Genomic DNA, 26,116 nt, shown 5'->3' with positions numbered 1-26,116 from the left:
GCATTCTCAGCCGTTGACGAAGGTGAGGCTGGTCGCGTCGTAGCGGGTGCCCGCGACCTGCTCGGGCGGGGCGGCGGCCTCGATGGCGGCGAGGTCCTCGGTGGACAGCTCGACGGTCAGTGCCGCGAGGTTCTCCTCCAGGTAGCGCTGCCGCCGGGTGCCGGGGATCGGCACCACGTCGTCGCCCCGGTGCTGTACCCAGGCCAGAGCGAGCTGGCCGGCGGTGACTCCCTTCGCCGCCGCCAGCTCGTTCAGCTTCGCGACGATCGCCAGGTTCCGTGCGAGATTGCCGTCGGCGAAACGCGGCTGGCCGCGCCGCATGTCCGTCTCCGCCAGCCCCTCGACCGAGCTGTACCGGCCGGTCAGGAAGCCGCGCCCGAGCGGGGAGAACGGGACCAGGCCGATGCCGAGCTCGCGGCAGACCGGGGCGATCTCCGCCTCTGACGCTAGGCGTTAGAGCGCGCTCCAAGTCAACCGGTCAGGAATCGAGAAGCGAGCACCCTCGAGCCGCACCTAACGTGACTGCCACGGACATCACCACCACGACTTCAGGAGTGACCATGACCGACTCTGCCACCCAGGGAATCAAGACCGTCCTGCATCCCGTTTCCGACCTGGCGGCGGCCAAAGAGGTGTACGCCGCCCTGCTCGGCGTACAGCCGCAGGCCGACGGGCCCTACTACGTCGGCTTCGAGGCCGCGGGCCAGCACATCGGGCTGGTGCCGAGCGGTGGACCGCAGGGCATGACCTCGCCGGTGGCCTACTGGCACGTGCCGGACATCGAGGCGAAGCTGGCCGAGGTGACCGCCGCGGGCGCCACCGTGAAGGAGCCCGCGCACGACGTCGGCGGCGGCCGTCTGGTGGCCACCGTCACCGACCCCGACGGGAACGTCCTCGGGCTGCTTCAGGACCAATGATCCGAGGCCCAGAGGCTTCAGGGGCGAAGCGGACGTACTGCTCAAAGCTGGTTAGATCGACCCAGACGACGTCGTGACAGCGGCCCCCGCGTAAACAGATATGGAGACACGATGAGCACGACCACGAGGACGGACACGCAGTCGCCTGCGCCGCACATTGCCGACAGTCACGACTTGATCCGCGTGCATGGCGCGCGCGTGAACAACCTCAAGGACGTCAGCGTCGAGATCCCCAAGCGCCGGCTGACGGTGTTCACCGGCGTCTCCGGCTCGGGCAAGAGCTCGCTGGTGTTCGGCACGATCGCCGCGGAGTCGCAGCGGCTGATCAACGAGACCTACAGCGCTTTCGTCCAGGGTTTCATGCCGACGCTGGCGCGGCCCGAGGTCGACGTCCTCGAAGGGCTGACGACCGCGATCCTCGTCGACCAGGAGCGGATGGGGGCCAATGTCCGCTCCACGGTCGGCACCGCCACCGACGCCAACGCGATGCTGCGCATCCTCTTCAGCCGGCTCGGGCAGCCGCACATCGGCTCGCCCAACGCGTACTCCTTCAACGTCCCCTCGGTGCGGGCCAGCGGCGGGATCACCATCGAGCGCGGCGACGGCAAGACGAAGACCGAGAAGACGACCTTCAACCGTCTCGGCGGCATGTGCCCGCGCTGCGAGGGCATGGGCTCGGTCACCGACTTCGACCTGACCGCGCTGTACGACGGCAGCCTGTCCCTCAACGAGGGCGCGCTCACGATCCCCGGCTACAGCATGGACGGCTGGTACGGCCGCATCTACCGAGGCAGCGGCTTCTTCGACCCGGACAAGCCACTCCATAAGTACACCAAGCAGGAACAGTACGACCTGCTCCACAAGGAGCCGACCAAGATCAAGGTCGACGGGATCAACCTGACGTACGAGGGGCTGATCCCGAAGATCCAGAAGTCGATCCTGTCGAAGGACGTCGACGCGCTGCAGCCGCACATCCGCGCCTTCGTGGAGCGGGCGGTGACGTTCACGACCTGTCCCGAGTGCGAGGGCACCCGGCTCGCCGAGGCGACCCGGTCGTCGAAGATCAAGGGGATCAACATCGCGGACGCCTGCGCGATGCAGATCAGCGACCTGGCCGAATGGGTCCTCGGCCTCGACGAGCCGTCGGTGGCGCCGCTGCTCACGACGCTGCAGCGGACTCTCGGCTCGTTCGTGGAGATCGGGCTCGGCTACCTCTCGCTCGAACGGCCGGCGGGCACGCTGTCGGGCGGCGAGGCGCAGCGCGTCAAGATGATCCGCCACCTCGGCTCCTCGCTCACCGACACGACCTACGTCTTCGACGAGCCCACCGCGGGCCTGCACCCGCATGACATCCAGCGGATGAACGACCTGCTGCTGCGGCTGCGGGACAAGGGCAACACGGTGCTCGTCGTGGAGCACAAGCCGGAGACGATCGGGATCGCCGACCACGTCGTCGACCTCGGCCCCGGCGCCGGTACGGGGGGTGGCACCGTCTGCTACGAGGGCACCGTCGAGGGGCTGAGAGCCAGCGGCACCATCACCGGCCGCCATTTCGACGACCGGGCCGCCCTGAAGGAGACGGTGCGGAAGTCCACCGGCACGCTGGACATCCGCGGCGCCACCGCCAACAACCTGCGGGACGTCGACGTCGACATCCCGCTCGGGGTGCTGGTCGTCGTCACCGGGGTCGCCGGCTCGGGCAAGAGCTCGCTGATCCACGGATCTATCCCCGGCGGCGCGGGTGTGGTGTCGGTCGACCAGGGCGCGATCCGCGGCTCGCGACGGAGCAACCCGGCGACCTACACCGGGCTGCTCGAACCGATCCGCAAGGCGTTCGCGAAGGCCAACGGGGTGAAGCCGGCGCTGTTCAGCGCCAACTCCGAGGGCGCCTGCCCCACCTGCAACGGCGCCGGCGTCATCTACACCGACCTGGCGATGATGGCCGGCGTGGCCAGCACCTGCGAGGACTGCGAGGGGAAGCGGTTCCAGGCCTCGGTGCTCGAATACCACCTCGGCGGCCGTGACATCAGCGAGGTGCTCGCGATGTCGGTGAGCGAGGCCCGGGACTTCTTCGGCGCCGGCGAGGCGCGCACGCCGGCCGCGCACGCCATCCTCGGCCGGCTCGCCGACGTCGGGCTCGGCTATCTCAGCCTCGGCCAGCCGCTGACCACGCTGTCCGGCGGCGAGCGGCAGCGCCTCAAGCTGGCCACCCACATGGCCGCCAAGGGCGGCGTCTACGTCCTGGACGAGCCGACCACCGGCCTGCACCTGGCCGACGTCGAGCAACTGCTCGGCCTGCTCGACCGGCTCGTCGACGCCGGCAAGTCGGTCATCGTCATCGAACACCACCAGGCGGTCATGGCGCACGCCGACTGGATCATCGACCTGGGCCCCGGCGCCGGCCACGACGGCGGCCGGATCGTCTTCGAAGGCACCCCCGCCGACCTCGTCGCCGCCCGCTCCACCCTCACCGGCGAGCACCTCGCGGAGTATGTCGGCACCTGACCGTCCCCGTGTCACCCACCCGTTTTGTCAGAGACGGGTGGGTCCGGGCTCGGCAGTTTTGTGGCAGGCGCCTTCACCGCCCCTGGGGCTGGTTGAAGCGCAGCATATTCCCGGAGGGATCACGGAAGGCGCAGTCGCGGACGCCGTACGGCTGGTCGATCGGCTCCTGCAGCACCTCGGCACCCGCGGCGCGGATGCGTTCGAAGGTGGCGTCGCAGTCGTCGGTCCTGAAGATGACCCCGCGCAGCAGGCCCTTCGCCAGGAGTTCGGCCATGGCCTGCTTGTCGGCGGGTGAGGCGTTCGGGTTCGCGGCGGGCGGTTCGAGGACGATGTCTACGTCGGGCTGCGACGGCGCCCCGACGGTCACCCAGCGCATCCCCTCGAACCCGACATCGTTGCGCACTTCGAGGCCGAGAACGTCACGGTAAAAGGCGAGCGCCTTGTCATGATCGTCGACTGCGATGAAGCACTGTGAAAGCTTGATGTCCATGCGTTTCACGATACGGAGCGGGGAGCGGGTTTCGTTTCTCCATTCCTGACCGGTCGCGTGTGGATCTTGGCGATGCAGGCCGGGATGGCGGCGCCCTCGTCGTGGCGGCGGCCCCGGTATGCGCTCGGGCTCTCACCGACCAGCTCGGTGAACCGCGAGCTGAACGACCCCAGCGATGTACATCCGACCGCGAAGCAGACCTCCGTCACCGTCAGGTCACCCCGCCGCAGCAGCGCCTTGGCCCGTTCAATCCGGCGCGTCATCAGGTAGCTGTACGGCGTCTCCCCGAAGGCGGCGCGGAAGCTGCGGGAGAAATGGCCCGGCGACATGAAGGCGCCGCGTGCCAGCGCTGGAACGTCGAGCGGCTGCGCGTACTCGCGGTCCATCAGGTCACGGGCCCGGCGCAGCCGTACGAGGTCCTCCAACGTCACGCGACCAGCATCCCACAGCGCCGCGTTCCGGTACCGCTGCGGTGACTCATCCTGGCGCGATCGGCGTTGGTCTTGGCTGAGGGCGCATCGGATTATGATCAAGAGCCCAGACCGTGGTCCGACGCGGCTGCTTTGTGCGCCCCTAGCTCGTCGGCGGTTGTCAGAGTCGACGCCTTGATCGGCGAGAGAGTGGCGGCAGGACATGCGGGTGACGATGACGAGCGCCGCAGCGCGGACCGGCCGCGCGAACGAGGACTTCACCGGTGCCGTGCCGACGGCGGCGGTGCTGATCGACGGCGCCGGCATCTCCGGCACCGAATCGATCTGCCGGCACGGCGTGGCCTGGTACGCCAGGCGCCTGGGAGGCAGCCTCCTCGGCCTCTTGCCACTGGAGCGGGACCGCGGCCTTCCTGCGGTGCTCGCCGAGGCGATCGAGCAGGTGACCGACGATCACCGGGACACCTGCGACGTAGCCGACCCCATCAGCCCGTCGGCGACCGTGGCCATGCTGCGCCTGTCCGGCGGTCTCATCGAATACCTGGTGCTCGGTGACTCCTTCCTCGCGCTCGACAGAGCGGACGGTGCGCCGCTCGTCGTCTCCGATCCCCGAGAGGTGATCATCAGCCGGTCGTACCAGCCCGCGATCGAGGCCGCCGCGGCGGGTAGCGAGGAGTACCACCGGCTCCTCCGGGACCTGCGCGCCAACCGGAACCAGCCGGGCGGCTTCTGGCTGGCCAAGGACGACCCGCGGGCGGCGGACGAGGCGATCACCGGAAGCTGCCCGATCTCCGAGCTGACCGGTGCCGTCCTGCTCAGCAACGGAGCCAGCCGCATCGTGGACCGGTTCGGGCTCGCCGACTGGCCAGGGGTCATGGCCGTCCTGGCGTCGAGCGGACCCGCCGAGATCATCCGTCGTGTCCGGCAGACGGAGGCGCGCCACGCGGTGGCGGCGGACGATGCGACGATCGCCCACTGCACCGACCTCGGCGAGGCATGACCGCGCATCGCCGCGCCGGCCTCTGAGGCGTCATCAGTCGTCTTCGTCGCTGGTCATGGCCGCCTCAAATGCCCGCAGAGTCTGGACGAACATCTGCCGCTCTTCAGGGGCAAGTGGACTCAGTGCCTGACGCCAGGCATGTGCTCCCCGTGCCAGCCAGCCGTCGATGGACGGTCGTTTGCTGTCGGTGATGCTGATGATGCGCCGACGCCGGTCCGATTCGTCCTCGCGCCGCTCAAGAATGCCCTTCCGGCTCAGCTCGCCGACCATGAGGCTGACGGTGGTCGGGGCGACCTCCAACCGGGCGGCCAGCTCGTTCACGGTCATCGGGCCGTCGAACAGCAGATAGGACAGCAGCGACAGGTGCCGCGGCGCCAGCGCGAGCGACTGGAGCTCTTCGGGCACCCGGATCCGCTTCGCCCGCCCGACCATGCGGGGCATGAGCAGCAGCAGCGCCCTGATCGCCTCGTCGACTCCCGGCTCGGGTCCGCCCCGGTCGGTCTCGCGGCGATCCTGGCCCTCGGTTGACATCGACCACTCTTCCATTTAGCTTTGGTAGCAAATATATTTGGCTTGCAAAGCCAAACTGGTTTCATCGTAGCGAACGGAGCTGTGATGCCGCACTTCGAGGTACGGATCCACGAAGAAGAGCTTGACGGAAAAGTCGAGCCGAAACTCGTCGGTGCCCTGACCGACGCGCTGGTCAAGGTGTTCGGGGAGAGAGCACGCTCCATGGCGGTCGTCGAGCTGTTCGGCATCCCGCGCCACCGCTGGGGCATCGGCGGCGTACCCGCCACGGTGAACGCCCCGATCGTCTCGCTGAACCTACGTGAAGTGGCGTTGAACCTTCCGGGCGTCGACAACGCCCCCGCGCGGCTGATCACGTCCATCACCGATGCCGTGGCCGAGGTCTTCGGCGAGTCCGTCCGACAGCATGTGACCGTGTACGTCGTCGGCGTTCCCGCAGGACGTTCCGGCGTCGGCGGCCAAGTCGATCCGCCCCCGGCCGGCTGAGCGTCAATTGGCGGTGGAGCCGCTTTCGCCGACCTTCAGGCGCTTGCGCAGTTCCAGATAGTCCGCGCCGTCATCGGTGATCTCAACGTAGTTCTTCAGGTCGAATTCTTCGGGATCACCCGCGTGGTCGTCCACTATGGCGTTGAGGCCGCGTAGCTCGTCCCTGGGGCTGATGAAGCCCATCGCGTCGAGCCGCTCGAGTTCCAGTTGGAGTTTCCGGTCCTCGCGGAACTTGACCATCACCATCGGCTGTTCCGTCAGCCGCCGCAGATGATCCCACTCGTATTTGGTCACCAAGCCGGTCAGCGCGATCCGTAACGCGTTCACGTCGGCTTCGAGTGAGTTCTGGCGCTTCTCATATTGGGCGAGTCTTGCGCTGAATCCGCCCGGTCCGATCGTGAAGTCGGTGATGGAGTAGGAGGAAGCCGAGAAACTCGCACCGACGAGCAACGCGATGGCCAGTGCGATCTCTGGAAGCTCGAGCCGGTTATCACCGTCCACCAGCCCGAAGGGAATCAATACCAGATAGGCGAGATACGCGATCACCAGCACCACCGCGCAGACCGCACTGGCGCGGCGGAAGGCCACGCTCGCCGTCCTTTGGCGTGCCGGTCGCGAGTCGTCCTGGTCGCTGTCGGGGTCCGTGGCAGCCATGCCGTTCCCCCTTCTTCAGGCATCGAACGGAGGCGTATCGGTGGTGTTCAACCATCATCGATCAGGTGTGGTCGCCGATCCAGCCGAAACCGGTTGGCCGAGGTCAGGGTGTCTGTGGGACGGTGTCGGCGTGGTCAAGCAACTCCCGTACACCGTGGACGAGGCGATCGCCGCCGAGCAGGCGGGTCAGATCCTGCGCTACCTGTCCTTCTGGGGACACCGGCCCACCCGTGATGGGAGCGTCGGTCCCGGGTGCCTGTCGCAGTGGTGGCCGGTCTCCTTCACCGAGGCCGGGCACATCTTCGCCTCGGCCGAGCACTACATGATGGCGCACAAGGCCTGGCTGTTCGACGACCACGCCACCGCCGCCCAGATCCTCGCCGCGGGTCACCCGGGGGAGGCCAAGGCGCTCGGCCGGACCGTGGGCGGCTTCGACGAAGCGGTATGGGATGCTCGCCGGTTCGACATCGTGGTCCGCGGCAACTCCGCCAAGTTCGGGCAGCACCCCGAACTGCGGGAGTTCCTGCTGGCCACCCGCAACCGGGTCCTGGTCGAGGCCAGCCCGGTGGACCGCGTCTGGGGCATCGGCCTGACCGCCCACGACGAGCGCGCCGCCTCCCCGGCAACCTGGCGGGGCCTGAACCTGCTGGGCTTCGCCCTGATGGCCGCCCGCGACGCGCTGGAGGCGGGCGGGTGAGTTCCGGCACCTAGGAGTGCGCTGTTCGAGCGACGTCGCACGGCCCGGAAGCGCAGCGCTTCAATTTGTCGGACCGTTGGCTCACACTCGCCATTACGTCACCCATTCAGGAGGAACCCATGGCGAGGGGATCCAGGCGGGGAACCGGTAGGAGAAAACCACGAAAAAGGCCACGGAGAATACCGGACAAATGGGTCCTGGGAGCCGTGGGTGTGGCCATCGCGGGGGCGGTTGTGGTGCAGTTCGTCCGCGACTACCCGGGGTGGGCGGCGGCGATCGCCTGCCTGGCCCTGGTGGTGCTCGGCGGCGTGTTCTTCCTCCGATACCGGGTCATCGAGGCACGGAGACGGCAGTTCCTGGCGGCCAACGTCGAGTTGGAGAAGGTCGACCGGATGTCCGGAACGCAGTTCGAACACCTGGTCGCCGAGCGGATGATCGCCGACGGCTTTCGCCAGGTCCGGGAACGAGGCCGCAGCGGCGACGGCGGGGTGGACATCACCGCCATCGCTTCGGGACGCGGGAAGTACGCCATCCAGTGCAAGCGCTACAGCAAGACCGTGGGTGCGCCCGAGGTCCGCAACTTCCTGGGAGCGCTCGCCAACACCTTCGCCGGGCACACCGGAGTCCTGGTCACCTCGGGGCGGCTGACCCGGCAGGCCCGGCTGGAAGCGCTCGGCGCCCGGGAGCCGTTGATCCTGGTCGAACGCGATCGGCTGGCGGACTGGCTGCTGGGCACGGTCTCACTCCTGCCCGTACGGCCGGCCGGCATCCTGATCGAAGGAGACGAGCCCGCAGGCTGACCCCGCGCCAGTTCGTACGGGCCCGTCGGAAGGACACGCCCCTCAATGGCCAATTCCGCTGGTTACGGATTCGGCCGGATCGGTGCGCGTGATATCGAAGTCGAACAGCGCAGATATTGCGTCGAAAGGGAATTTGGGGAATGGCATGATATCCGGATGACGGGCATCATGTATCGCTTCCGGCAGTTCATCGGACGTAACGGCATGCCCGATGAGCCAATCGTGGACTCGATTCATCGGCTGACAGCCGAGGCGGTTGACGGGCGCCGCGACGCTTTCGGCGATCTCGCCGGCGCCCTGTTCACCGTCGTCTCAGACGCCGACCTCGCGGACTCGGCCCTGGAGGTCCTGGCCGCGGCGGGGCCGAAGATCTGGATCGAGCTCGACGCCGTACTGAGACCCGGGCGATATGGCTACCGCGACCCGCGCATCACGCTGCCGCCCGCTGTACACGAGACGAGCAACCCTCTCGCCGTCGTGTTGGCCGCGTGCGGGCGGAACGGCCGCGAGCGACACCGAGCCATCGGACATCCGGCCATGCGCACCGATGTACGCCTTTTTCCAGTGCTGGCCATCCGGACCACTGACTGGGCGCAAACCGTACAGGATCGGGCGCTGCGTGTCCTTGGCGACGTGCTCACGGACGCGGACGCAGCGGCGCTGCTGGCTGTCATGCCGGTGGTGGCGCGTCTCGGCGACCGCAGCCGCGGGCACCGGACCGTCGAGACGGTCCGCGATGCTCTCCGCCGCGCCGACGACAGCACACTGGGCATCGTCCGCGGGTGCGCGGACCTGCGCGGGCGGCGATTCGTCTTCGACGTCTCGCTGGAGGCCGGCCGGATGGACCCGCGGCAGCTTGCCGCCGCGTCGCTCCACGAATCCGACATCATTTCCCGTACGCGCTGCGCTGAAGCCCTCGCCGCCCGGGCGATCGCCGGCGACCAGCCCGAACTCATGGAGGAGCTCCTGGCCGGCACGTCGTCGCGGGTCCGGGTAACGGCGTTGACGACCTTGGTACGCCTCGGCCATCCGCGGCACGGCCCGCGCTTCCTGGACGACGACGCCTCCATGGTCCGGCTGACCGCGCAGTGGGCGGTCCGGCGCGCGGGCGGTGACCCGGCCGAGCTCTACCGGCAACGCCTCCAGTTCCCCGCCGGCCGGGGACGGCGGCGCGGGCTGCTCGCCGGACTCGGCGACTGCGCCACCAGCGCCGACGCCGCCCTGGTTCTTCCATATCTGCGTGACCCGAGGTCACGCGTCCGGGCGGAGGCGGTACGGACGCTGCGCCGCCTGGAAGCGAAGGCCGACGTCGTCGCGCTGCTGGAGGACCCGGCGCCGGTGGTGGTCCGCAACGTGGTCGGCCTCCTGCGGGCGTCTGGTTCGAAGGCGCCGGTCGAGCGGCTGTGGGCACTGCTCGGGGATGCCGACCGGCCTCGTCATGTACGGGAGGCCGCCCGCCTGTTGCTCGCCGACCGTGATGCCTGGACCCGGATCAAGGCCGATCTCCTGCTGAGCGACGATCCGGATGCGCTGTTGAGCAGCCGCGCCCGCGCCGACCTGGCCGCCTTGTGCGGGCGCGACTCGGCGTACATCTACCAAGGGTGCCCGGCCGAACTCCGTGGTGAGCTGGCGGATCTGCTTGCTGCGGCGGAGTATGCCGTAGGGCGGGAGACCACGCGTGTGCTCCGCTGGCTGGTCCGGTCCAGCCGATGATTACGCTCCCACGCGACCTGCTTCGGTACGTGCTGGTCGAGGCTCTGGGCGTACGGGACACGGTCACGTTCGACGCCGAGACGGTGCGATCGTGGGAGATGAACGACTGGGCTGACTTCAAGGCGGAATACCCTGACGTCGAAGGGGAGGCGGACGCATGGCTGGAGCGCCTGTCCCGAGCGCTCCGTTCGACGTTCGAGACCTCGTGAACCCATGATCATCACCGCCGGTGGATCTGCCGGAGGATGGTCTCATCGGTGATCTTGTTGTCGCGGGCGAGGAGCAACGCTTTGCTGAGGATGAGAGCCAGCTGGCCGTCCTCCTCGAAGGGCAGGAACAGTCCGGCGTCGCGCTTGCGAGCGGTGACGATGCAGAGGTAGACGTCGCCGGGGCTCATGAGGATGTTGCCGCTGCCCAGGTGAATCCTGTAGGTGCGCAGGTCGCCGCGGACGACCAGGTAGCGGTCGGTGAGCGTGCAGCGGTCGGCGATCGCCGTACGGGGGAGGATCCGGGCCAGCGCGTCGCGGCGGACCTCGGCCGACGGAGACAGCGCACTGACGGAGACTTCACGCCAATAGCTGCCGAAACGCTCCTCGCCCCGGTCGATCCAGTCCGGGTCGGCGGCGATCGAGGTGACCGCGACGAACAGGTCCACGTCCCGCATCGCCTCGCTGAACACCAGCGGCGGCACCTGCGCCAGTGGCGTCTCCCGCCAGGCACGCCCGTGGCGCCGGTCGAAGCGGACCTGGTCGGTGGCGGCCAGAGTCACCGCGTGGTCGGCCATGGCGGCGGTCTGGTACCGGAAGCGGGCCCGCCAGGCGCCCTCGGCCAGTTCCTTCTTGGCCACGGCATCGTTGCCGCCGCCGGAGGCCCGCAGCCAGGTGGTCTGCCAGCCGCGCTTCTTGAGCAGCGCGTACAACCGCGGGTGGTCGACTATGTGGGCGGCGAACCGGTTGGAGTAGACCCCGGTGGTCTCCTCGGCGGGGGTGAGCAGGTAGACCTCCCGAAAAGCCTGCTTGTACGGCTGGCGCAGCCGTCGCCTGATCATCGTCTCCCGCCAGGCCGCCACTTCTTCCAGCGGGGCACGCGCGGGATGCCACAGCCGGACCTCGGCCCCGGGCGGGGCGTCGCCGGGAAGGAAGGTCTTCCCACCCGCCTCCCAGATCAGCCCGCGCGCCACCACCGCGGTGATCGGATGGTCCAGGTAGTGACGGACCCAGTCCTCATGGGACCAGGTCCGTTCGACGGTGAACAGGTCCTCCAAGCGGGCGCGCTCGGCGGCCAGCGTCTGGCGGACCTCTTTCTGTACGGACCTGATGGCCTTGAGCTCCTCGGCATGGGTTTCGCCGACCGCCGGGGGCAGAGCACGGATCGAGGTGTCATCGGGGGCGGTGAAGCTGAGCCGCACGGTGACTGCGTCCTGGACGGTCAGCACCGCGGTGTGGTCGCCCAGGCGCCACGACCGGGTCCCGTCGGCGGCGAGTCCGTGTGTCGGCACGCCCCGCTCCAGCAGTTGGGCCGGTGTCGTCCCGACGTGTTCGGCGGCCGTGGCGAGCGCGGCGTCGACCTGCTTGCGCAGCGCCCGGTTCTTGAGCGAGGTCCGCAGCCGCCAGAGCGGCTGTGGGTCTTCGCACTCGCCGAGCGCGTTGATCGCGGCACCCGCGACCGCCAGGTCCTGCACGAATCCGGTGCGGTCACCACCCAACTGGCCGGCCAACCAGGTCAAACCGGCCACCAGACCGTCTACGCGGGCCAGCGTCGCCGCCCAGATGGCCCCGCGGGCCACCTCCGTGTTCGAATCGGACACCACGCGCCGATACCGGTCGAAGGACGGCTCGCAGACGAACGCCGCCAGCGCGAACCGCACGAGCTCACGCGCACCGGCGGGCTCCAGCAGGGTCAGGCACCGGGCGCGCCACTTCTGACCGGGCCGCGGCGTCCGCAGCTCGCACAGATGATCGACCAGCTCGACCAGGTGGGGCGCGGGCGTGTCACCGAGGTAGTCGCGCACGGACGAGGCCCAGGCGTCGGCGCGTACCAGCGCAGACAGCGGCAGTGCCGCCGGATCGTCGCGCAGGGCCAGCGCGATCCGGCGCTGCAGGCGTCGTCGGTCGTCAGCGGGCAGGGAGCTGTCGGCCATGCCTTCGATCAGCCGGGTGAGCGGTTCCCGCAGGGGATGCCGCTCGGTGATGTCGAATTCCAGTGCCAGGTCCACGACCTGGAACACCCAGGTGGAGTCCCAGGCGTAGGGCTCCCGGCGGTGCACGACCGAGAGCAGCGCGGCCACGTCGGTGGCGGTCCAGCCGCTGGAGCCGGACAGGGCCAGCTCCAGTTCCCGGGAGTAGTCGTCCAGTTCGGGTCGCGCCAGGCAGATCGCGACGGCCCGGCGCTCGGCGCCCTCCACGCGGCGCAGCCGCCGCACCAGTTCCCGCCGGACCTGCTCGGCCTCGCGCCGTAGCTTCATGGCCCGCTGCTCGTCTCGGTCATCCTGCTTGAGCGAGGAGTGGGATTCACGTTCCCGGTCGATCGTCTCCATGACCCAGCTCGCGGAGGCGAAGGCGGCCGTGACCGTCTCATCCACGGTGAATTCGCGCATGTCTGGATCTTGCCGAGACCCTCCGACAGAAAGGCCGGTCACAGAATGCATGTATGCGATTTCACTGAGTGATATACGCTGGTCGGGTGGCTTCCGAACCCCCCACGGGCGCGTACATCCCAGGCCGCTTCGACACCGCACAAGGCGCTGCCACCGGCCTGCCGCTGGCGGTGATCGAGCGGTGGCGGAGCACCGGTCAGAGCTCCACGGACGCGCGGCGTCTCCTGAGCCGCCATGTGACTCGCGGATACAACGTGGTGTCCGACTCGGCCGGGCTGACGAAGCTCAGTCAGCGGCTGGGCCTGCTGGAGGTGCTGGCGGTCATCGACCGGCCCAAGCGGATCCTGTACGCCTACACCAGGGCGATCGGCGGCGAGGCGGTGGGCGTGTGGGCGGCCGACAACGCCCAGATGTTCCACCCGGACGCGACAGACACGACGGACGCGCGGGTGCTGCTGTCGGCCCTGCTGAAGGTTCAGGACGAGATCGAACGCTGTTGCCAGGCCCGGGTCGGCATCGGCGTGCATCACGGAAGCTTCTACGACCTGGCCGGTGGGCTGTACGGCGCGGAGGCGGACGCGATCGAGGACATCGCGGAGAACCACACCGAAGGCGGGGAGATCGCGGTTACGGCGGCAGTCGTCGACCGGCTGCCCCGTGACCATTCCTTCGTCATACGGCGCAAGGACGGCCCCGAGAGTCCGGTCGGCGCCGTGTACCAGGTGCTCGACGGTCCTCGCCTGGATGATGTGCGACCGGTCGAGGATCAGCGCTACCCCATCCCCTACTCCGCGGCCTTCTACGCCGACCTGCTGCGGCTGGAGCACAGCCCCGAAGACGTCGAGCTGGCCGAACGGCTCACCGCCGAGCACCTTCAGCACCGGACCGTGGTCCTGGTCGAGCGGAGCGTCGCCCCGGCCGAGACGCCCGAGCTCGGGTTGCTGCGCGGGCTGGCCCTGTCGGCCGTGATGAAGGAGACGGGGCTCCGGCTCATGCCCGCGCGGGGCGCCGTGGAGATCAAGATCGCCGGTCCGCTGGCCATCTACTTGTTCGAGCGTCCGGGGCCGGCCGTACGGTTCGCGCAGAGCCTGCGCGCCGGACTGGCCGAGCACGAGATCAGTTGCCGGATCGGGGTGGCCGACGGGCCGGTGCTGGCCGGAGAGACGCCTGGTGGCGGCTGGGACATCGCCGGTGCGCCGGTGAATCTCGCCTCCAAGATGGCGCAGGATCTCGGCGCGCCCGGTCGCGTCTATCTGAGTGAGGCTCTGCGCGAGCACGTCCATCTGGACGGGTTCGCCGCCGTCCGGCGCACCGTCTCCGGGGTGCAGATGGCCTACTTCGAGGGCTGAGAAACGGCCGGATCATGATCGGCTGAACGAGACGGCCGGCCATGCGCGGAAATCCCGTGGCCATCTCTGGAAAACGAAGTCGAAACTCGCTCTTCCCGAGTGCGGAGTCCTTCTTTATCCTCAACCTCAAGAGCGTCTGTGAACGTTCACAGCAGATAAGGAGGCTAAATCGGGGCCAAAGAGCGAATTGTCCAGGTCTGTAGCTGGTAGTAAGTCCGTGAACGTTCACAGTAGTCGCGGGCCTGGCGGCACCATGCCAAGACCACCTCCACCCAAAGGAGAGCCCATGACCGCGTACCGCGTTCGGAGGATCGGGGGCGCGCTGCTGGTGGCACTGGCGACGCTGCTCGCGGTCGTCCTGGTGAACCCCACGCCCGCCTCGGCCGCCACGCTGACCATGCGCGGCGCCGACATCTCGTCGGTCCAGCGGAGCCTGGACCTGGGGGCCAAGTACTACAACGCCGCCGGTACGGCAGCCGACCCGCTGGACATCCTCGCCGGCGTCGGAGTCAACTACGTCCGCCTGCGCATCTGGAACAACCCGGCAAGCGGCTACAACAACAAGGCGAAGGTCCTGGCCTACGCCAAGACGGTCAAGGCCAGGGGGCTCGGCCTGATGATCGACTTCCACTATTCGGACACCTGGGCCGACCCGGGCAAGCAGTTCAAGCCGGCGGCGTGGGCCAGTCACGGCATCAGCCAGCTCCAGACCGACGTCTACAACTACACCTACGACATCTGCAACAGCCTGAAGGCGCAGGGCACCACGCCGGACAGCGTGCAGATCGGCAACGAGATCAACGTCGGGATGCTCTGGAACGACGGCAAGGTCATCAACAACGATTTCACCAACCTGAGCCTGCTGCTGAAGGCCGGCTACAACGCGACCAAGGCCTGCAACAGCGGCACCCAGGTGATCATCCACACCGCGGACGCCGACAGCCTGGCGAACGCGCGCTGGTTCTACGACGGCATCAAGGCCAAGGGCGTGCCGTGGGACATCACCGCCCTGTCGTACTACTGCATGTGGCACGGCTCGCTGTCCACCCTGTCCACCGTGATCACCGACGCGAGATCCCGGTACGGCAAGCCGGTCATCGTGGCGGAGACCGCCTACCCGTTCACCGCGGCCAACGCCGACAGCGAGGGGAATGCGATCAACGGCTCGGCGCCGTGCTCCGGCTATCCGGCCACCTGGGCGGGGCAGGCGAGCGAGTTCACCGCGGTCCAGAACACCGCCCGCAGCGCGGGCGCGATCGGCGTCTTCTACTGGGAACCGACCTGGTACGCCATCTCCGGCAACGGCTGGGACCCGGCCAACATCAACGGCACCGGCGATCAGTGGGACAACATGGCCACCTTCAACTGGACCGGCTCCATCAACCCGAGCATCAGGTGGACCCCGTAGCGAGCGCGGAACGCGCCCGGATGCCGGGGTGATGGGCGCGGATGTTCACCGCCGCGAGGCTGACCGTCTGGCTGATCCGGCGCTGCCGGGTGTCCGGCCGTTTCGCCTTCGCCACCCACTCCAGGATCAGCCGTTTCGAGGAGGGCGGGAAATTCTGGAAGTTCCGGCGGGCGGCCTCGTCGCGGTCAAGTGACTCCTGCAGATCATCGGGCAGGGCGTCCGTGTCGGGCAGGACCTGCCAGGTCCCCTTGGCTCTGGCCAGGTCGATCAGGGTTTGACCGGGCTCGGTCATCAGGCCCAGCTCGGTCATCTTCGCGGCGCGCTGCCGGTTCACCCGGCTCCACGTGCTGCGCGGGTTGCGGGGGGTGAAGCGGAGGAGGGAGCTGTTCGCGTCGCCTTTGCGGGCCTGGCTGTCGATCCAGCCGTAGCAGAGCGCGTGTTCGATCGCCTCGTGGTACCGCATGCTCGGCATGCCGCTGTCCTTGTGATAGATGACCAGCCATATCTCCTTCTCGGACTGGCAATTCCCGGCCAGCCAGGCCCGCCACGCGGCGGTGGAGCTCGGGTAAAAGGTGGTCACGTCACGCCCCCGTCCGCGATCCGAGAACGTCCAGGTAGTGCTGGTTGTACATCACGCCGAGGATGTTCCCGAAGGGATCGACCACGGACGCGGTGACGAATCCGGGGCCGCGCTCGACCGGCTTGTCGTGTTCTGTGGCGCCCAAGGACAGCAGCCGCTCGAAGGCGGCCTGGACATCGTCCACGTGCCAGTAGGTCACCGCGCCGCCGGCCTGGCCCGAACGGCCGTGAGGGGCGAATCGGCTGTCGACGATGCCGAGCTCGTGCTGGTAGTCGCCGATGCGGAACTCCAGGTACGCGGGCGGCCCCTCGATCGGGCGGACGAAGTACGGCTCGATGCCGAGCAGTTCGGTGTACCACTCCTGGGCGGCCTTGATGTCGTCGGCGAAGAAGCTGACGGTGGTGAGTCCTCGCAACATCGGTGGTTCCTTCTTTCGGTCGGTGACAATGACTATCTTCCAAGCTAAAGTGCTCACCAATTGAGCACTTTCTTGGAGGGATATGCGCGCTGATCGACTCGTCGCCACCCTCCTGCTCATGCAGAGCCGTGGCCGGGTGACCGCCGCCGAGCTGGCCGACGAGCTCGAGGTGTCCGTCGCCACCGCGCGCCGCGATCTGGAGGCGCTGTCCGCGGCGGGCATCCCGGTATACCCGCAGGCCGGACGCGGTGGCGGCTGGTCGCTCGTCGGCGGCGCCCGTACCGATCTCAGCGGCCTGTCGGCGACCGAGGCGCAGGCGCTGTTCCTGCTCGTCGGCCCGGCCGCGGCGGTCTCGGGCGAGGCCAAGGCGGCGCTGCGCAAGCTCGTACGGGCGCTGCCGCAGACCTTCCGGGCCGACGCCGAGGCCGCAGCCAGTGCCACGATGATCGACCCCACCCGGTGGGGCGAGCGTGATCGTCGCCGGCCCGAGATGGTCGACCTGCTGCAGGCCGCCGTGATCCGCCGGCGGAAAGTCCGCCTGAGCTACGCCAACAGCGCCCGCGAGCGGACCGAACGGCTGATCGACCCGTGGGGCCTGGTCGACAAGGACGACATCTGGTACCTGATCGCCGGGACCGAACGCGGGCAGCGCACCTTCCGTGTCGACCGGATCATCGAGGCCGAGCCGACCGGCCAGCCCGCCGAGCGCCCGGACGACTTCGCGCTCGACACCGCGTGGCAGCAGGTCGTCGGCGAGGTGGAGCAGCGGCGGTCACGTACCTGGGCGACCGTGCTCATCGAGGCCCGGTTCGTGCCGATACTGCGCACCCACTTCGGGCGCCACTGCCACACCGACGGCGAGCTCGATGACGGCCGGGTCCGGGTCCGCCTCGCCGCACCGACCCCGCTGGACATCGCCCGGAACCTAGCCGGCTGGGGTGCGACGGTCGAGGTGGTCGAGCCGCGATCCGTCCAGGCCGAGCTGGCGCGGATCGGCGCCGAGCTGACCGGCCGCTACGCCGGCGAGCGCTGATCCGACAGCAGTTCGGGGCGCGAACTTACCTTGTACGATGGGCCGCGGAGGAGGGTTGATCTAGGTGGCCACCCGGAACGGACCAAGGACCGAGCCCCGCATCCCGTTGAGCAGAGATCGGGTGTTACGGGCCGCGGTCAAGCTCGCCGACGAAAGCGGCATCGAGTCGCTCACGATGCGCCGTCTCGCGGAGGAGGTCGGCGCCGAGGCGATGTCGCTCTACTACCACGTGGCCAAGAAGGAAGACGTGCTGGACGGCGTCGTCGAGGTGATCGCGGGGGAGATCAACGAGGTCGTCGGCCGGATCGATGTGCCTTCCAAGGGCGCGGCCTGGAAGACGGCCATGCGTCAGAGGATCCTGGCCGCCCGCGAGGTCTTCCTGCGCCACCCCTGGGCGCCGCGCGTCTTCGAGACCCGTGCCGACGTGAGTCCACCCGTCGTGCAGTATTTCGATGCCCTGATCGGGCTCATGCGAGACGGCGGCTTCTCCTACGACCTGGCCCACCACGCGCTGCACGCCCTGGGGAGCCGGGCGCTGGGGTTCACCCAGGAGATGTTCGATCCGGGCGACGGAGCCATTGACGAGGAATCCACGGCCATGCTCGAGAGCATGGCCGAGCACCTGCCCCACCTCGTCGGCATGCTGCGGGAGATCGCCCACGACGACCCCGACTCCACGTTGGGCTGGTGCGACGACCAGTCCGAGTTCGAGTTCGGGCTCGATCTGATCCTCGACGGTCTCGACAGGATGCGCGAGACCGCCTGACCTTCGCGACACCGATCGCCGGTACCTCTCATGAACCACCCTCCTTGACTGCCTTACGCCGTAAGAGTACCTTACGACGTACGACTTACGTTGTACGAAACCAAGGAGACATGATGAAGGCGGTCGTCTTACGCTCGTACGGCTCACCCGATGACCTGGCCGTCACCGAGATCGACAAGCCCGTGCCCCGCGGCGACGAGGTACTGGTCCGGGTGCGCGCCACCTCCGTCCAGCCCTACGACTGGCACCACCTCAGAGGCGAGCCGTACATCGCGCGCCTCATGCCCGGCAGCCTCGGGCTACGCGGGCCGAAGATCAGCATCCTGGGCGCCGACATGGCGGGACAGGTCGAGGCGGTCGGCGCGGACGTGACCGGGTTCAGCCCGGGCGATGAGGTGTTCGCGCAGGTCAACCAGGGCGGCTTCGCCGAGTACGTATGCGTACGGGAGGGCGAGCTGGCGCCGAAGCCGAAGAACCTCACGTTCGAGCAGGCGGCGGCGGTGCCGATGGCGGCCAACACCGCCCTGCTGGGCCTGCGCGACCAGGGACGCGTCCAGCCGGGGCAGAAGGTCCTGATCAACGGGGCTTCGGGCGGTGTGGGGACGTTCGCCGTGCAGCTCGCCAAGGCGTTCGGCGCGGAGGTCACCGGCGTCTGCAGTACCCGGAACGTGGACCTGGTCCGCTCGATCGGCGCGGACGAGGTCATCGACTACACCAAAGAGGACTTCACGCGGAACGGCCGGCGTTACGATCTCCTGCTGGACATCGCCGGAGGCCGCTCGGGGTCGGCCTGCCGGCGGGTGCTGACGCCCAAGGGGACCTACGTCGCCATCGGCGGGGCGCCCAGCCGATGGCTCCAGCCCGCTGGGCACGTGTTCGCGGCGCTGGCGGTGTCCCCGTTCGTGTCCCAGAGAATGGTCATGACAGACGTGGTCAGGTGCACCGAGAACCGACAGAACCTGATGACGCTGGCCCGGTTCATCGAGGACGGCAAGATCACTCCGGTCATCGACCGCAGTTACCCGTTCGAGGAGATCCCCGCGGCCGTCAAGTACCAGGAAGAAGGCCACGTCCCGGGCAAGGTCGTCATCGCGGTCTGAGCGGGCTCAGGACAGCTTCTCGAAGAAGAACTCGTGCTTGAGGAACGACGTGTCGTACTCGTGGCCCGGGTACGGCGGGATGAGCTGGGAGGCCTGGAACAGCCGCCAGCCGTCACGCAGCGCCTCGACGCCCGTCTCGTAGGGCGGCTCGTCGCCGTCGCCCGTCGTGGGGTTGGTCGCACCGGTGCCGTCGTAGCGGGACCAGCCGACGACAGCGGCGTCCAGTGCCGAAGTGGCCAGGTAGAGAACGAGAACCTGCTGCTTCACGCGACCCTCCCAGGGCGGTTGCTGACGCGGGTCAGAAAGTAGTCGATGTCGAAGCTGGCGTCGCCGGTCAGCGCCCGCCAGAGCTTGGCCCGGTTGTAGACCTCCAGGCGTCCGGTGGCCGGCTCGTACCAAGGGAAGCGACGGCTCAGCTCGGCGATAACGGCCGGATCGTCGAGGTCGGAGGTGTCCCACAGGCGGACCTGCGGCACGGTGGGATTGAACCGGATCTTGAACATGTACCTGCGGACGTCACCGTCGTTGCGCCGCCCGCCGTGCCAGAGGCCGTGGTGCAGGATGACGACGGTGCCCGCGGGGCAGGTCAGCCGGGTCTGGCCGCGCAGGTTCTGGTAGCGGCCGGTGTCGCTCTCGTTGGTGCGGCGCAGATGGCTGCCCGGCACGCTCAGCGTGCCGCCCATGTCGGCGGTCACCTCGTGCGGGTAGTACATGAGCTGCACGTCGAAGGCGTCCATCCGGGTGTCGATGATCGCGTCGCCGTGCAGCGGCTGGGCGCTTCCGCCCTGCGGCTCACGGATGTGCACGGCGTGATGGTCGACGGTCGGGTCCGGCCCGACCAGGCTGTGCAGCGCGCCCGCGACGGCGGGCAGGTCGACGAGGCGGCGGGCGAAGGAGCCCGCTGGAAAGGCTTCGGCCACGGGCGTGCCGTACGGCACCGCCGGGATTCCGGCCTTGAGCACGTCGATCGCCTGCTCGTTCATCTCCGCGGGCACGACCGCGTCCATCCGCAGGGAGCCCTGCGCCACGAAGCCGGCCATCTGTACTGAGGTCAGTAAAGTGGTTTGCATACGTCGAACCTAAAGACACTACATATCGATGTAATGGGATGCATTCACCGACTTGTGGTTAAATTTCACCATGGAGCGGTCGCTCATCAGGCTGGACGAGCCGCCGTCGGTGGCGAACGTCGGGGTGGGCGTGCACGGGATCCGCAGCCTGACGGACGTGTTCCGGCTGCCCGACCTGTGGCAGCTGCACCTGTACGGCTACCCGGCCGAGCTGGAGATCGAAGGCGTGACGTATCCGATCAGGCCGGGCCGCGTGAGCCTGATCCCGCCGGGCACGCAGGTGCGTTACCGCTATCGGGGCCGCTCGGAGCACCTGTACGCGCACCTGCGCCCGGCGGAGGTGGGCCAGGCGCACACGGTGCCGGTGATGCAGGACGCCGGTGCCGAGGCGCCGCTGCTGGCCGGGATGCTCCGGCAGGCCGTTTCGGCTTCGCCGGGAACGCCGTCGCGGGCCGTGGCCGAAGTGTGGGCGGTGCTCTGGCGCATCGTCCAGCTCTCTCCCGCCCTGGACAGCGGCCGGTCGCACGCCGCCGTCTCGGCCGCCGTCGCCCACATCGAGGCCAACCTGGCCGGGCCGCTGACGGTTCCGGAGATCGCCGCCGCGGCCGGGATGTCGCACAACCATCTCACCCGGCTGCTCCGCGCCGAGACCGGAGACACGGTGGTCGCCTACATCCGGCGCCGCCGCATGGAACGGGCCCGCCACCTGCTCCGGGAGTCGACGCTGTCGATCTCGGCCATCGCCGCGGTAGTCGGGATCCCCGACCTTCAGGCGTTCAACAAGGCCTGCCGTCGCGAGCTCGGCGCGTCTCCACGGGCCATCCGGGGCCGCGGTCGCATCACGTGAGCGGTGCGGGCCGATCGCGGGGCTCACGTGATCCACGGGCGATCGCGGGCCGCGTGGATCAGGTGGTGGTCGCGCCGATGGTCTGGGCGAGATCTTCCGGCACCGGGTAGGGGCGTTCCAACGGGAGCAGGCCGGTCACGTCACGGCGGTCGCGGAGCGCGGTGTGCAGCTCGCGGACTCGGTCGGTGATGTCGGTGATCGCGATCGTCCAGTCGTCGAGGTAGTGGTCGACGGCCCGGCCCGACAGGCCGATCTGGATGGATCGGTGAGGGAGGGCGTTGTGGCGCGGGCCGCGCTCGGGATCCCATTGGATGCGCACCGGGCTGTGCCTCAGGCGTTCCTTCCAGCTCTCCTGATCGCCGTCGCGGTCAGGGTGGCTGAGGCAGGCGTGGGCCAGCGCCCAGGCGAAACCGTCGCGGGTGAGGTCGATGGCCAGCACACGGGTCTGGCCGGGCTTGGTCGCGTAGCCGCAGCGGTACATCATCCACAGGAACGACGGCTTGATCCAGGTCATCCGGTCCCGTTTGAAGGGCGCCACGAACCGCTGCGCGGTTACCGCGGGAGCGGCGATGGCCGGGTCGTACGCCTGGTAGACGGTGATCGACTCCTCGGTGTAGGCGGCGCGGATCTGGCGGTAGGGCACGTTCATGCCGTTCAGCCTGGCGAACAGGGTCCGGGCCCGGCAACGGGATTAAGTGGGCTCGCCGCGAAGTGTCACCCCCGCGGCAAGCCACCGTCTAGGCGGTCCGTGCCTTGGCGTATTCCGCGGCGCCACCAGCGAAGTCGTACACCTCGACCTGCTCGTTCCCGACCACCCAGGCATCGTGTCCGGGCGGGGCGACGAAGACCTCTCCCGGTCCGATCTCGGCCTCGGTGCCGTCGTCCATCCGGATGCGGAGCCGGCCGCGTACGACGAACCCGTTGTGGTGGACCTGGCACGAATCGGTGCCCACGATCGGCTTGACGGACGCCGACCAGCGCCATCCGGGTTCGAACGTGGCCACACCGAAGGCCAGGCCCGTCAGGTTGCACACCTCGAGATGCCCCATCGGGAAGTCGCGGCGTTCGTCGGGCTTGTCGATGCTCTTGACTTCTATCATGACGATCCCCCTTCGTCACAGTTAAGTCTTTCACCGCCCATTCCTCCGTACAAGGCGGAGGCGGGTTGAGCCGTTCGCGCACCGGGTAGGCGAGCGCCATGGAGGTCACCCTGCAGGTCAACGGCGCGCGGCGGACCGTGGACGTGGACCCGCGTGTCTCGCTGCTGGATCTGCTGCGCGAACGGCTCGGGCTGACCGGCTCGAAGAAGGGCTGCGACCACGGTCAGTGCGGCGCCTGCACGGTGCTGATCGACGGCCGGCGGGCCAACGCCTGCCTGGCGCTGGCCGTGGCGCAGGACGGTTCGGACATCACGACCGTCGAGGGACTGGCGGACGGTGACCGGCCGCACCCGCTCCAGACGGCCTTCATCGAGCACGACGCCTTCCAGTGCGGCTACTGCACCCCCGGCCAGCTCTGCTCGGCCGCCGGGATGCTGGCCGAGGGCGGCCCGAGCGCCATCACCGACGACCTGGCCACTGACCCGGCGCTGACGGCCGAGGAGATCCGCGAGCGGATGAGCGGCAACCTGTGCCGGTGCGGCGCCTACCCGAACATCGTCACCGCGATCGTGGAGGTGGCGCGATGAGATCCTTCGAGTACGCGCGGGCCGCCGACCCCGCCGACGCCGTGGCCAGGTTCCGGCCGGGCACGATGTACCTGGGCGGTGGCACCAACCTCGTCGACCTCATGCGCCTGGGCGTGGCCGAGCCCGAGTTCCTGGTGGACGTGAGCCGGCTGCCGCTCGACCGCGTCGAGCCCGACGGCGACGGGCTGCGCATCGGCGCCGCCGTGCGCAACAGCGACCTCGGCGCCCACCCGCTGGTCCGCGAGCGCTACCCGATGCTGGCGCGGGCGGTGCTGTCCGGGGCGTCGGGGCAGATCCGCAACATGGCGACCGTCGGCGGCAACCTGCTGCAACGCACCCGCTGCCCGTACTTCCAGGACGTCTCCAAGCCGTGCAACAAGCGGCTGCCCGGATCCGGCTGCCCGGCGATCGACGGCGACCACAGCAACCTGGCGGTCCTGGGGCATACCGCCGCCTGCGTGGCGACCCATCCGTCCGACATGGCGGTGGCGCTGGCCGCGCTCGACGCCCGCGTCCACGTCACGGGGCCCGGCGGCGACCGGGTGATCCCGATGCCGGGGCTGCACCGGCTGCCCGGCGACGAGCCCGGCAGGGACACCGTGCTGGAGCCCGGCGAGCTGGTCACCGCCGTGCACCTGCCGGCCCCGCCGCCGGGCGCCTCCCGCTACCGCAAGGTCCGCGAGCGTGCCTCGTTCGCGTTCGCGCTGGTGTCCATCGCCGCCGCCCTCGACGTCGCCGGGGACGGGACCGTGCGCGAGTGCCGGATCGCGCTCGGGGGAGTGGCGCACGCTCCGTGGCGGTGCGAGCGCGCCGAGCAGGCGCTGCGCGGCGCCCGGGCGGGCGAGGAGAGCTTCGGCCGGGCCGCCGACGCCGAGCTCACGCGGGCCCGCCCGCTGCCGCGCAACGCGCACAAGGTGCAGCTGGCCCGCAACCTCATCGTCCGCACCCTGCTGGAGCTGGCGCCATGAACCGGATCGAGGGGCACGACAAGGTCACCGGCCGCGCGACCTACGCGGCCGAATACCCTGTCGAGGGCGTCACCTACGCCTACCCGGTCCAGGCCGAGATCGCCAGGGGCCGCATCACCTCGATCGACGCGGCCGGGGCGCTCGCCATGCCGGGCGTGCTGACCGTACTGTCCAGCGAGGATCCCCCCGAGCTGGCGCCCGGCGCGGACCCCGAGCTCGGGCTGTTCCAGCGCCGCGAGGTCGCCTACCGGGGGCAGATCGTCGCCGCCGTGGTCGCCGACACCTACGAGAACGCCCGCGCGGCCGCGCGGGCGGTGCGGGTCACCTACCAGGAGGACCCGCACGACGTACGGCTGCGTAGCGATCATCCTGGGCTCTACCGGCCGGAGAAGGTGAACCCGTTCTATCCCGCCGACACCGAGAAGGGCGACGTGGCGGCCGGGCTGGCCGCGGCGGCCTTCACCGTGGACGTGACGTACACGACGCCGGCCATGCACAACAACGCGATGGAGCCGCACGCCACGCTCGCCGTCTGGAACGGTGACGGTGACCTGACCGTCTACGACGCGACGCAGGGCGTGTCCACCGCCCGCGACATGATCGCCAAGATACTCGGCCTGCCCGCCGAGCGGGTGCGCGTGGTGTGCCGGCACGTCGGCGGCGGTTTCGGGGCCAAGGGCGTCATCCGGCCCGGCACCGTGCTCGCCGTCCTCGCGGCGCGCGCCACCGGGCGGCCGGTGAAGGTGGCGCTGACCCGACAGCAACTGTTCGACGTCACCGGCTACCGCACGCCGACGATCCAGCGGCTGCGGCTCGGCGCCGACGCCGACGGGCGCCTGACCGCCGTCGAACACGAGGTCGCCGAGCAGAGCTCGACGCTGATCGAGTTCGCCGAGCAGACCGCCACCCCGGCCCGCACCATGTACGAGACGCCCGCGCTGCGCACGGCCCACCGGCTGGTCCGGCTGGACGTCGCCACCCCGTCGTGGATGCGCGCCCCGGGCGAATGCCCCGGCATGTACGCGCTGGAGTCGGCCATGGACGAGCTGGCCATCGCGGCCGGCCTGGACCCCGTCGAGCTGCGGGTGCTCAACGACCCGGAGGCCGAGCCGGCGGGCGGCCGGCCGTTCAGCTCCCGCAACCTGGTGGCCTGCCTGCTGGAGGGCGCCCGCCGGTTCGGCTGGGAGGGACGCGATCCCACCCCCGGCGTCCGCCGCCAGGGGCGCTGGCTCATCGGCACCGGCGTCGCCTCCTCGACCTACCCGGCCATGCGGCGCCCGTCCCAGGCCACCGCCACCGTCGAGAACGGCGGCTACGTCGTCCGCGTGGCCGCCGTCGATCTCGGCACCGGCGCCCGCACCGCGCTGACCAGGATCGCCGCGACCGCGCTCGGCGTCCCGCCCGAACAGGTACGTGTCGAGCTGGGCGACAGCGACCTGCCCGCCGCCCCGCTGGCCGGTGGCTCCATGGGCACCGCCTCCTGGGGTTCGGCCGTCGTGGCCGCCTGCGAGGAGGCGCTGCGCGACGGCAAGCACGGGGCCGCCGACACCGCCGACGCCATCAAGGCGCAGGAGAACCTGGCCAGGCACGCCTTCGGCGCCCAGTTCGCCCGGGTCCGGGTGGACATGGACACCGGCGAGGTACGCGTGTCGCACCTGCTGGGCATCTTCGCCGCCGGGCGGATCATCGACGAGGAGCTGGCCAGGTCGCAGTTCGTCGGCGGTATGACGATGGGCCTGGGCATGGCGCTCATGGAGGCGACCGTCACCGACGAGGAGTTCGGCGGGTTCAGCAACCACGACCTGGCCCAGTACCACGTCCCGGTGTGCGCGGACATCGAGCGGATCGACGCGGCCTGGATCGAGGAGGACGACCCGCATCTCAACCCGATGGGCGCCAAGGGAATCGGCGAGATCGGCATCGTCGGCACCGCCGCGGCCATCGGCAACGCCGTCTACCACGCCACCGGCATCCGCGTCCGGGACCTGCCCATCACCCCCGCCCGCCTGCTCGCCTGACCCGTTTCCTGTTCGGAATGCGCTGATAGATCGTGCTTTCAGTGTGAAGTGCTCTGGC

At 69.3% G+C, this 26,116-nt stretch carries 29 protein-coding genes; 17 read left to right on the top strand and 12 right to left on the bottom strand.

Annotated features, from left to right (window positions below; translation table 11 throughout):
• Nucleotides 1-6 precede the first annotated feature (6 nt).
• On the bottom strand, nucleotides 7-432 hold the full coding sequence (locus AB0F17_RS03255; RefSeq protein ID WP_358015671.1) for an aldo/keto reductase: 426 nt from the start codon (nucleotides 430-432) through the stop codon (nucleotides 7-9).
• Nucleotides 433-560: 128 nt separating this feature from the next.
• On the opposite strand from AB0F17_RS03255, the gene AB0F17_RS03250 reads away from it, so the two are divergent.
• Both AB0F17_RS03250 and AB0F17_RS03245 read left to right on the top strand, forming a co-directional pair.
• Nucleotides 561-917, top strand: coding sequence for a VOC family protein (locus tag AB0F17_RS03250; RefSeq protein ID WP_358015369.1), 357 nt, complete (start codon nucleotides 561-563; stop codon nucleotides 915-917).
• A gap of 111 nt (nucleotides 918-1,028) precedes the next feature.
• Nucleotides 1,029-3,422, top strand: a complete 2,394-nt coding sequence (locus AB0F17_RS03245) for an excinuclease ABC subunit UvrA (RefSeq protein ID WP_358015366.1) — start codon at nucleotides 1,029-1,031, stop codon at nucleotides 3,420-3,422.
• A gap of 73 nt (nucleotides 3,423-3,495) precedes the next feature.
• On the opposite strand, the gene AB0F17_RS03240 is transcribed toward AB0F17_RS03245, so the two are convergent.
• Both AB0F17_RS03240 and AB0F17_RS03235 read right to left on the bottom strand, forming a co-directional pair.
• Nucleotides 3,496-3,912, bottom strand: a complete 417-nt coding sequence (locus tag AB0F17_RS03240) for a VOC family protein (RefSeq protein ID WP_358015363.1) — start codon at nucleotides 3,910-3,912, stop codon at nucleotides 3,496-3,498.
• A 5-nt stretch (nucleotides 3,913-3,917) separates the two neighbouring features.
• Nucleotides 3,918-4,298, bottom strand: a complete 381-nt coding sequence (locus tag AB0F17_RS03235) for a helix-turn-helix transcriptional regulator (RefSeq protein WP_358015668.1) — start codon at nucleotides 4,296-4,298, stop codon at nucleotides 3,918-3,920.
• A gap of 253 nt (nucleotides 4,299-4,551) precedes the next feature.
• Here AB0F17_RS03235 and AB0F17_RS03230 point away from each other — a divergent pair, with 253 nt between their 5' ends.
• Entirely contained in the window at nucleotides 4,552-5,340 is a 789-nt protein-coding gene (locus AB0F17_RS03230) for an integrase (protein WP_358015361.1), read from the top strand.
• 33 nt (nucleotides 5,341-5,373) lie between these two features.
• Here the strand turns inward: AB0F17_RS03230 and AB0F17_RS03225 are convergent, their stop codons facing one another.
• Nucleotides 5,374-5,871, bottom strand: a complete 498-nt coding sequence (locus AB0F17_RS03225; RefSeq protein WP_358015358.1) for a MarR family winged helix-turn-helix transcriptional regulator — start codon at nucleotides 5,869-5,871, stop codon at nucleotides 5,374-5,376.
• A gap of 84 nt (nucleotides 5,872-5,955) precedes the next feature.
• Here AB0F17_RS03225 and AB0F17_RS03220 point away from each other — a divergent pair, with 84 nt between their 5' ends.
• Nucleotides 5,956-6,354: a hypothetical protein gene (locus AB0F17_RS03220; RefSeq protein ID WP_358015355.1), complete on the top strand. Its 399-nt coding sequence runs from the start codon at nucleotides 5,956-5,958 to the stop codon at nucleotides 6,352-6,354.
• Nucleotides 6,355-6,357: 3 nt separating this feature from the next.
• Here the strand turns inward: AB0F17_RS03220 and AB0F17_RS03215 are convergent, their stop codons facing one another.
• Nucleotides 6,358-7,008, bottom strand: a complete 651-nt coding sequence (locus tag AB0F17_RS03215) for a hypothetical protein (RefSeq protein ID WP_358015352.1) — start codon at nucleotides 7,006-7,008, stop codon at nucleotides 6,358-6,360.
• Between the two features lie 130 nt (nucleotides 7,009-7,138).
• Between AB0F17_RS03215 and AB0F17_RS03210 the strand changes: the two genes are divergently transcribed.
• The 4 genes from AB0F17_RS03210 to AB0F17_RS03195 all read left to right on the top strand — a co-directional run bounded on the left by AB0F17_RS03210 (nucleotide 7,139) and on the right by AB0F17_RS03195 (nucleotide 10,427).
• Nucleotides 7,139-7,705, top strand: coding sequence for an NADAR family protein (locus AB0F17_RS03210; protein ID WP_358015349.1), 567 nt, complete (start codon nucleotides 7,139-7,141; stop codon nucleotides 7,703-7,705).
• Between the two features lie 206 nt (nucleotides 7,706-7,911).
• A complete protein-coding gene (locus AB0F17_RS03205) occupies nucleotides 7,912-8,505 on the top strand; it encodes a restriction endonuclease (RefSeq protein WP_358015346.1) in 594 nt (197 codons plus the stop codon).
• A 156-nt stretch (nucleotides 8,506-8,661) separates the two neighbouring features.
• Entirely contained in the window at nucleotides 8,662-10,218 is a 1,557-nt protein-coding gene (locus tag AB0F17_RS03200) for a hypothetical protein (RefSeq protein WP_358015343.1), read from the top strand.
• Nucleotides 10,215-10,427 (top strand): hypothetical protein, encoded by a 213-nt coding sequence (locus AB0F17_RS03195; protein ID WP_358015340.1) that lies wholly within the window; start codon nucleotides 10,215-10,217, stop codon nucleotides 10,425-10,427. The genes AB0F17_RS03200 and AB0F17_RS03195 overlap by 4 nt, the downstream gene beginning before the upstream one ends.
• Before the next feature lie 11 nt (nucleotides 10,428-10,438).
• On the opposite strand, the gene AB0F17_RS03190 is transcribed toward AB0F17_RS03195, so the two are convergent.
• Nucleotides 10,439-12,814 (bottom strand): DUF4132 domain-containing protein, encoded by a 2,376-nt coding sequence (locus AB0F17_RS03190; protein WP_358015337.1) that lies wholly within the window; start codon nucleotides 12,812-12,814, stop codon nucleotides 10,439-10,441.
• 86 nt (nucleotides 12,815-12,900) lie between these two features.
• Between AB0F17_RS03190 and AB0F17_RS03185 the strand changes: the two genes are divergently transcribed.
• Both AB0F17_RS03185 and AB0F17_RS03180 read left to right on the top strand, forming a co-directional pair.
• Nucleotides 12,901-14,163, top strand: coding sequence for an adenylate/guanylate cyclase domain-containing protein (locus AB0F17_RS03185; protein ID WP_358015334.1), 1,263 nt, complete (start codon nucleotides 12,901-12,903; stop codon nucleotides 14,161-14,163).
• Between the two features lie 286 nt (nucleotides 14,164-14,449).
• Nucleotides 14,450-15,571 (top strand): glycosyl hydrolase 53 family protein, encoded by a 1,122-nt coding sequence (locus AB0F17_RS03180; protein WP_358015331.1) that lies wholly within the window; start codon nucleotides 14,450-14,452, stop codon nucleotides 15,569-15,571.
• Here AB0F17_RS03180 and AB0F17_RS03175 read toward each other — a convergent pair.
• Together AB0F17_RS03175 and AB0F17_RS03170 are read right to left on the bottom strand one after the other, a co-directional pair.
• Nucleotides 15,555-16,151 (bottom strand): YdeI/OmpD-associated family protein, encoded by a 597-nt coding sequence (locus tag AB0F17_RS03175; protein ID WP_358015328.1) that lies wholly within the window; start codon nucleotides 16,149-16,151, stop codon nucleotides 15,555-15,557. The two genes, AB0F17_RS03180 and AB0F17_RS03175, sit on opposite strands and share 17 nt — an antisense overlap.
• 1 nt (nucleotide 16,152) lies before the next feature.
• The gene (locus AB0F17_RS03170) at nucleotides 16,153-16,569 is read right to left on the bottom strand and encodes a VOC family protein (protein ID WP_358015325.1); all 417 of its coding nucleotides are present in this window, start codon (nucleotides 16,567-16,569) and stop codon (nucleotides 16,153-16,155) included.
• A gap of 82 nt (nucleotides 16,570-16,651) precedes the next feature.
• Between AB0F17_RS03170 and AB0F17_RS03165 the strand changes: the two genes are divergently transcribed.
• The 3 genes from AB0F17_RS03165 to AB0F17_RS03155 all read left to right on the top strand — a co-directional run bounded on the left by AB0F17_RS03165 (nucleotide 16,652) and on the right by AB0F17_RS03155 (nucleotide 19,468).
• Nucleotides 16,652-17,602, top strand: a complete 951-nt coding sequence (locus AB0F17_RS03165; RefSeq protein WP_358015322.1) for a YafY family protein — start codon at nucleotides 16,652-16,654, stop codon at nucleotides 17,600-17,602.
• Between the two features lie 64 nt (nucleotides 17,603-17,666).
• Nucleotides 17,667-18,368 (top strand): TetR/AcrR family transcriptional regulator C-terminal domain-containing protein, encoded by a 702-nt coding sequence (locus AB0F17_RS03160; RefSeq protein WP_358015319.1) that lies wholly within the window; start codon nucleotides 17,667-17,669, stop codon nucleotides 18,366-18,368.
• A 113-nt stretch (nucleotides 18,369-18,481) separates the two neighbouring features.
• The gene (locus tag AB0F17_RS03155) at nucleotides 18,482-19,468 is read left to right on the top strand and encodes an NAD(P)-dependent alcohol dehydrogenase (RefSeq protein WP_358015316.1); all 987 of its coding nucleotides are present in this window, start codon (nucleotides 18,482-18,484) and stop codon (nucleotides 19,466-19,468) included.
• A gap of 6 nt (nucleotides 19,469-19,474) precedes the next feature.
• Here the strand turns inward: AB0F17_RS03155 and AB0F17_RS03150 are convergent, their stop codons facing one another.
• Both AB0F17_RS03150 and AB0F17_RS03145 read right to left on the bottom strand, forming a co-directional pair.
• The gene (locus AB0F17_RS03150) at nucleotides 19,475-19,735 is read right to left on the bottom strand and encodes a hypothetical protein (protein ID WP_219539448.1); all 261 of its coding nucleotides are present in this window, start codon (nucleotides 19,733-19,735) and stop codon (nucleotides 19,475-19,477) included.
• A complete protein-coding gene (locus tag AB0F17_RS03145) occupies nucleotides 19,732-20,538 on the bottom strand; it encodes a phytanoyl-CoA dioxygenase family protein (RefSeq protein WP_358015313.1) in 807 nt (268 codons plus the stop codon). The genes AB0F17_RS03150 and AB0F17_RS03145 overlap by 4 nt, the downstream gene beginning before the upstream one ends.
• Nucleotides 20,539-20,608: 70 nt before the next feature.
• Between AB0F17_RS03145 and AB0F17_RS03140 the strand changes: the two genes are divergently transcribed.
• Nucleotides 20,609-21,385 carry an AraC family transcriptional regulator gene (locus AB0F17_RS03140; RefSeq protein WP_358015310.1) on the top strand — a complete coding sequence of 259 codons (777 nt, stop codon included), beginning with the start codon at nucleotides 20,609-20,611 and terminating at the stop codon, nucleotides 21,383-21,385.
• Nucleotides 21,386-21,443: 58 nt separating this feature from the next.
• Here AB0F17_RS03140 and AB0F17_RS03135 read toward each other — a convergent pair whose 3' ends face one another.
• Together AB0F17_RS03135 and AB0F17_RS03130 are read right to left on the bottom strand one after the other, a co-directional pair.
• Nucleotides 21,444-22,034, bottom strand: a complete 591-nt coding sequence (locus tag AB0F17_RS03135; protein WP_358015307.1) for a DUF4291 domain-containing protein — start codon at nucleotides 22,032-22,034, stop codon at nucleotides 21,444-21,446.
• Nucleotides 22,035-22,122: 88 nt separating this feature from the next.
• Nucleotides 22,123-22,485 (bottom strand): cupin domain-containing protein, encoded by a 363-nt coding sequence (locus AB0F17_RS03130; RefSeq protein WP_358015304.1) that lies wholly within the window; start codon nucleotides 22,483-22,485, stop codon nucleotides 22,123-22,125.
• A 98-nt stretch (nucleotides 22,486-22,583) separates the two neighbouring features.
• Here AB0F17_RS03130 and AB0F17_RS03125 point away from each other — a divergent pair, with 98 nt between their 5' ends.
• The 3 genes from AB0F17_RS03125 to AB0F17_RS03115 are packed head-to-tail and all read left to right on the top strand — an operon-like array spanning nucleotide 22,584 to nucleotide 26,058.
• Nucleotides 22,584-23,072, top strand: coding sequence for a 2Fe-2S iron-sulfur cluster-binding protein (locus AB0F17_RS03125; RefSeq protein WP_358015301.1), 489 nt, complete (start codon nucleotides 22,584-22,586; stop codon nucleotides 23,070-23,072).
• Nucleotides 23,069-24,040 carry a xanthine dehydrogenase family protein subunit M gene (locus AB0F17_RS03120; RefSeq protein ID WP_358015299.1) on the top strand — a complete coding sequence of 324 codons (972 nt, stop codon included), beginning with the start codon at nucleotides 23,069-23,071 and terminating at the stop codon, nucleotides 24,038-24,040. Before AB0F17_RS03125 ends, AB0F17_RS03120 begins: the two co-directional genes overlap by 4 nt.
• Complete coding sequence (locus tag AB0F17_RS03115; RefSeq protein ID WP_358015296.1) at nucleotides 24,037-26,058, top strand: xanthine dehydrogenase family protein molybdopterin-binding subunit; 2,022 nt, start codon at nucleotides 24,037-24,039, stop codon at nucleotides 26,056-26,058. The genes AB0F17_RS03120 and AB0F17_RS03115 overlap by 4 nt, the downstream gene beginning before the upstream one ends.
• Nucleotides 26,059-26,116: the final 58 nt, after the last annotated feature.

Origin of the sequence: Nonomuraea sp. NPDC026600 (assembly GCF_040638335.1) — a bacterium.
Lineage (GTDB): Bacteria > Actinomycetota > Actinomycetes > Streptosporangiales > Streptosporangiaceae > Nonomuraea.
The sequence above is the reverse complement of the archived record's forward strand: the minus strand, read 5'-3'. Positions and strand labels throughout refer to the sequence as shown.

What these genes read in the sequence shown, in the direction of transcription:
- AB0F17_RS03225 (WP_358015358.1), bottom strand. Translation starts at nt 5,871, where the DNA reads ATGTCAACCGAGGGCCAGGATCGCCGCGAGACCGACCGGGGCGGACCC.
- AB0F17_RS03250 (WP_358015369.1), top strand. Translation starts at nt 561, where the DNA reads ATGACCGACTCTGCCACCCAGGGAATCAAGACCGTCCTGCATCCCGTT.
- AB0F17_RS03130 (WP_358015304.1), bottom strand. Translation starts at nt 22,485, where the DNA reads ATGATAGAAGTCAAGAGCATCGACAAGCCCGACGAACGCCGCGACTTC.
- AB0F17_RS03240 (WP_358015363.1), bottom strand. Translation starts at nt 3,912, where the DNA reads ATGGACATCAAGCTTTCACAGTGCTTCATCGCAGTCGACGATCATGAC.
- AB0F17_RS03125 (WP_358015301.1), top strand. Translation starts at nt 22,584, where the DNA reads ATGGAGGTCACCCTGCAGGTCAACGGCGCGCGGCGGACCGTGGACGTG.
- AB0F17_RS03180 (WP_358015331.1), top strand. Translation starts at nt 14,450, where the DNA reads ATGACCGCGTACCGCGTTCGGAGGATCGGGGGCGCGCTGCTGGTGGCA.
- AB0F17_RS03165 (WP_358015322.1), top strand. Translation starts at nt 16,652, where the DNA reads ATGCGCGCTGATCGACTCGTCGCCACCCTCCTGCTCATGCAGAGCCGT.
- AB0F17_RS03195 (WP_358015340.1), top strand. Translation starts at nt 10,215, where the DNA reads ATGATTACGCTCCCACGCGACCTGCTTCGGTACGTGCTGGTCGAGGCT.
- AB0F17_RS03135 (WP_358015307.1), bottom strand. Translation starts at nt 22,034, where the DNA reads ATGAACGTGCCCTACCGCCAGATCCGCGCCGCCTACACCGAGGAGTCG.
- AB0F17_RS03190 (WP_358015337.1), bottom strand. Translation starts at nt 12,814, where the DNA reads ATGCGCGAATTCACCGTGGATGAGACGGTCACGGCCGCCTTCGCCTCC.
- AB0F17_RS03170 (WP_358015325.1), bottom strand. Translation starts at nt 16,569, where the DNA reads ATGTTGCGAGGACTCACCACCGTCAGCTTCTTCGCCGACGACATCAAG.
- AB0F17_RS03200 (WP_358015343.1), top strand. Translation starts at nt 8,662, where the DNA reads ATGACGGGCATCATGTATCGCTTCCGGCAGTTCATCGGACGTAACGGC.
- AB0F17_RS03215 (WP_358015352.1), bottom strand. Translation starts at nt 7,008, where the DNA reads ATGGCTGCCACGGACCCCGACAGCGACCAGGACGACTCGCGACCGGCA.
- AB0F17_RS03140 (WP_358015310.1), top strand. Translation starts at nt 20,609, where the DNA reads ATGGAGCGGTCGCTCATCAGGCTGGACGAGCCGCCGTCGGTGGCGAAC.
- AB0F17_RS03155 (WP_358015316.1), top strand. Translation starts at nt 18,482, where the DNA reads ATGAAGGCGGTCGTCTTACGCTCGTACGGCTCACCCGATGACCTGGCC.
- AB0F17_RS03115 (WP_358015296.1), top strand. Translation starts at nt 24,037, where the DNA reads ATGAACCGGATCGAGGGGCACGACAAGGTCACCGGCCGCGCGACCTAC.
- AB0F17_RS03145 (WP_358015313.1), bottom strand. Translation starts at nt 20,538, where the DNA reads ATGCAAACCACTTTACTGACCTCAGTACAGATGGCCGGCTTCGTGGCG.
- AB0F17_RS03220 (WP_358015355.1), top strand. Translation starts at nt 5,956, where the DNA reads ATGCCGCACTTCGAGGTACGGATCCACGAAGAAGAGCTTGACGGAAAA.
- AB0F17_RS03245 (WP_358015366.1), top strand. Translation starts at nt 1,029, where the DNA reads ATGAGCACGACCACGAGGACGGACACGCAGTCGCCTGCGCCGCACATT.
- AB0F17_RS03235 (WP_358015668.1), bottom strand. Translation starts at nt 4,298, where the DNA reads ATGGACCGCGAGTACGCGCAGCCGCTCGACGTTCCAGCGCTGGCACGC.
- AB0F17_RS03120 (WP_358015299.1), top strand. Translation starts at nt 23,069, where the DNA reads ATGAGATCCTTCGAGTACGCGCGGGCCGCCGACCCCGCCGACGCCGTG.